3 protein-coding genes are annotated in these 3,434 nt (G+C 74.1%); all 3 read left to right on the top strand.

The window, feature by feature from the left end; all coding sequences use genetic code 11:
* Positions 1–181 precede the first annotated feature (181 nt).
* Positions 182–1,369, top strand: a complete 1,188-nt coding sequence (locus B7P34_RS35460; RefSeq protein WP_106682232.1) for an acyl-CoA dehydrogenase family protein — start codon at positions 182–184, stop codon at positions 1,367–1,369.
* Positions 1,370–1,393: 24 nt separating this feature from the next.
* Positions 1,394–2,320 (top strand): oxygenase MpaB family protein, encoded by a 927-nt coding sequence (locus tag B7P34_RS35455; RefSeq protein WP_106682231.1) that lies wholly within the window; start codon positions 1,394–1,396, stop codon positions 2,318–2,320.
* Positions 2,302–3,434, top strand: a 1,133-nt coding sequence (locus tag B7P34_RS35450; RefSeq protein ID WP_146167029.1) for a serine/threonine-protein kinase, incomplete at its 3' end; no start/stop codon positions are given. The genes B7P34_RS35455 and B7P34_RS35450, both read left to right, overlap by 19 nt.

Raw genomic sequence — 3,434 nt, 5'->3', positions numbered from 1 at the left:
CGCCGCCACGCCGGCCGCTGACGGCCGCGGCGCCGTCCGCCGCATCCGACGGGACCTCGCAGGGCCGACGCCCTGCGAGGTCTGTTTTTTTCTCCGTCTTCCACTTTTTCTTCGTCTTCCACATTTCTGGAACAGGTTCTACGGTGTGCGCCGTCGGTGCGGGCGAGACCCTGGAGGGGCCGTGGACCTCGAATACACCCCGGAACAGCAGCGCTTCCGCGCCGAGCTGCGCGACTACTTCGCCGCACTGGTCTTGGGCCGCGACCCGGAGAGCCACGACGACCCCGCCGCGCAGAAGCGCTTCTACCGCGCCACGATCCGCCGCCTCGGCGCCGACGGCCGCCTCGGGGTGGGCTGGCCCGCCGAGTACGGCGGCAGCGGCCGGACCCCGATGGAGCAGTTCATCTTCTTCGACGAGGCCGCCCAGGCAGGCGTGCCGCTGCCCCTGATGGCGCTCAACACCGTCGGCCCCACCCTCATGCAGTTCGGCACCGCCGAGCAGAAGGCGTACTTCCTGCCGCGGATCCTCTCCGGCGAGCTGGACTTCGCCATCGGCTACAGCGAGCCCGACGCCGGAACCGACCTCGCCTCCCTCAAGACGCGCGCGGTGCGCGACGGCGACGACTACGTCGTCAACGGGCAGAAGATCTGGACCACCAACGGCGACAGCGCCGACTGGATCTGGCTCGCCGTCCGCACCACCCCCATCACTGACGGCACCCCGCCGCACAAGGGCATCACGCTCCTCCTCGTACCGACCAGCTCCCCCGGCTACTCCTGCACCACCATCAACACCCTCGCCTCCCACAGCACCACCGCCGGCTACTACGAGGACGTGCGCGTCCCCGTCCGCAACCGCGTCGGCGAGGAGAACCAGGGCTGGCGGCTGATCACCACCCAGCTCAACCACGAGCGCGTCACCCTCGCCGCCCACGGCGCGACCGCGATCCGCGCCCTGCGCGACGTCCGGCGCTGGGCCGCCGCCACCAAGCTCGCCGACGGCCGCCGCGTCATCGACCTCGGCTGGGTCCGCACCCGGCTCGCCCGCACCCACCTGCGCCTGGAGGCCATGAAGCTCCTCAACTGGCAGATGGTCGACGCCCTGCAGCGCTCCGCCCTCACCCCCCAGGACGCCTCCGCCGCCAAGGTCTACGGCTCCGAGGCCCGCCGCGACGCCTGCGCCCGGCTCATGGAGGTCCTCGCCGCCGCGGGCCCCCTCAAGGAGGGCTCCGCCGGCGCCGCCCTCCACGGCGAACTGGAACGTGCCTACCGCGCCGCCGTCGTCTTCACCTTCGGCGGTGGCAACAACGAGATCCAGCGGGAGATCATCTCCTGGATCGGCCTGGGGATGCCGCGCGTGCGCCGCTAACCTGACGACGACGGGAGGTGCCCCATGCCGCAAGCCGACCCCGGGCTCTTCGGGCCCGCCTCGGTCACTTGGCAGCTGCACGGCGACCCCATGATGTGGATCGCCGGGGTGCGCGCCCTGTGGCTGCAGGCGCTGCACCCTCGTGCGGTCCGCGGCGTCACGCAGAACTCCGACTTCCGCAAGGACGCCTGGGGCCGCCTGCTGCGCACCGCGCACTTCGTGGGCACCACCACGTACGGCACCACCGAAGCCGCTGAGCGGGCGGGGGCCGCCGTCCGCGGGATCCACCGCAGGCTGTCCGTCACCGACCCCGGCACCGGCGAGCGCTACCGCGTGGACGACCCCGGCCTCCTGCTGTGGGTGCACTGCGCCGAGATCGACTCCTACCTGCACGTCGTCCGACGCTCCGGCATCGCCCTCAGCGACGCCCAGGCCGACGCCTACTGCGCCGAACACCGGCAGTCTGCCCGCCTCGTGGGCCTCGATCCCGCCGGTGTGCCCGGCACGACCGCCCGGCTGGCCGCTTACTTCGAGAAGGTGCGCCCCGAGCTCGCCCTCACCCCGGAGGCCCGCGGGGTCGACGCCTTCCTGCGGCGCCCGCCCGTGCCGTTCCCGGCGGTCCCGGCCCGCGCCCTGGTCTGGGGCCGGGCGGCCTCCCTCGCCTACGCCGCGCTGCCTCCCTGGGCCCACGAGCTGTACGGCAGGCCGGCCCCGCCTCCGGCCGTCGTCACCCGCCGCCTCCGGGCCGCGGGTGCCGCGCTGCGGCTGATCCCCGCCGGCCTCCGCTGGCAGCTGCCGCCGAAGCACATCCTCCGCGCGGTGGCCAGACTCGGGCCCGGTAGCCGTCCTTCCGTCTACAACCTGCACAGACGGGCCGCCATACTGGACGGGCCGGGGGAGGCGCGGGGCATCGACGGGGGCGGCGGCGCGGGATGGTGGACACCAGGCTGATCCAAGGGCGGTACCGCCTGCTCGAACGCATCGGGCGGGGCGGCATGGGCGAGGTGTGGCGGGCGCTCGACGAGTCGCTCGGCCGGCAGGTCGCGGTCAAGTGCCTCAAGCCGATGGGGCCGCGGCACGAGCCGTCCTACCTCCGGGTGCTGCGCGAGCGCTTCCGGCGCGAGGCGCGCGTCGCGGCCGCCCTGCAGCACCGGGGCATCACCGTCATCCATGACTTCGGCGAGTCCGACGGCGTGCTCTACCTGGTCATGGAGCTCCTCGACGGCCGCAACCTCAGCGAGCTCCTGGAGGACACCGGCGGGCACCCGCTGCCCGTGCCCGACATCCTGGAGATCGCCGAGCAGGTCGCCGCCGCCCTCGCCTACACCCACGGCCAGGGCGTCGTCCACCGGGACCTCAAGCCCGCCAACGTCATGCGGCTGACCGACGGCAGCGTGAAGATCTGCGACTTCGGCATCGCCCGGCTGGGCGACTCCATCGGCTACTCCTCGGTCTCCTCCCGCCTCACCGGCACCGGCATCGCCATGGGCACGCCCCACTACATGTCGCCCGAGCAGATCGGCGGCGGCCCCGTCGACCACCGCAGCGACCTGTACTCCCTGGGCTGCGTGCTGTACGAGCTCGCCACCGGCGCCCCGCCGTTCGACATGGACGACGCCTGGGCCGTGCTCGTCGGCCACCGGGACACCGCGCCCGTGCCGCCGCGCACCCACCGGCCGGAGCTGCCGGAGGCCTTCGAGGGCATCGTCCTCGACCTGCTCGCCAAGGACCCCCACGACCGTCCTCCCGACGCCGCGGACCTCCACGGCCGCCTGCTCGTGCTGGAGCCCCACGGCCGGATCGCCCGCCCGGTGACCGTCCACCGGACCCCGCCCGAGCGCCGCCCGTACCCGGTGCGGTCGTCCGTCCGGCTGCCCGAGCCGCGGCTGCCCGGCTGGGCCAGGAACATGACCACCGGCTCCAAGGCGACCGGCCCGGGGCCTCGGACGGCGCTCCCGCCGGACCCGGCGGCGGCGCTCACGGGTGCCTGGACCGCGGGTCCGGCGGGTCCGGCCGGCCTGATGGCCGTGCCGGCCGCCGGCCTGACCGCCCTCCGCGAGCCGTC

The organism is Streptosporangium nondiastaticum, from assembly GCF_003011965.1.
Taxonomy (GTDB): domain Bacteria; phylum Actinomycetota; class Actinomycetes; order Streptomycetales; family Streptomycetaceae; genus Streptomyces; species Streptomyces nondiastaticus.
Note: the sequence above shows the minus strand (reverse complement) of the source record. Positions and strands in the feature narration are given on the sequence as shown.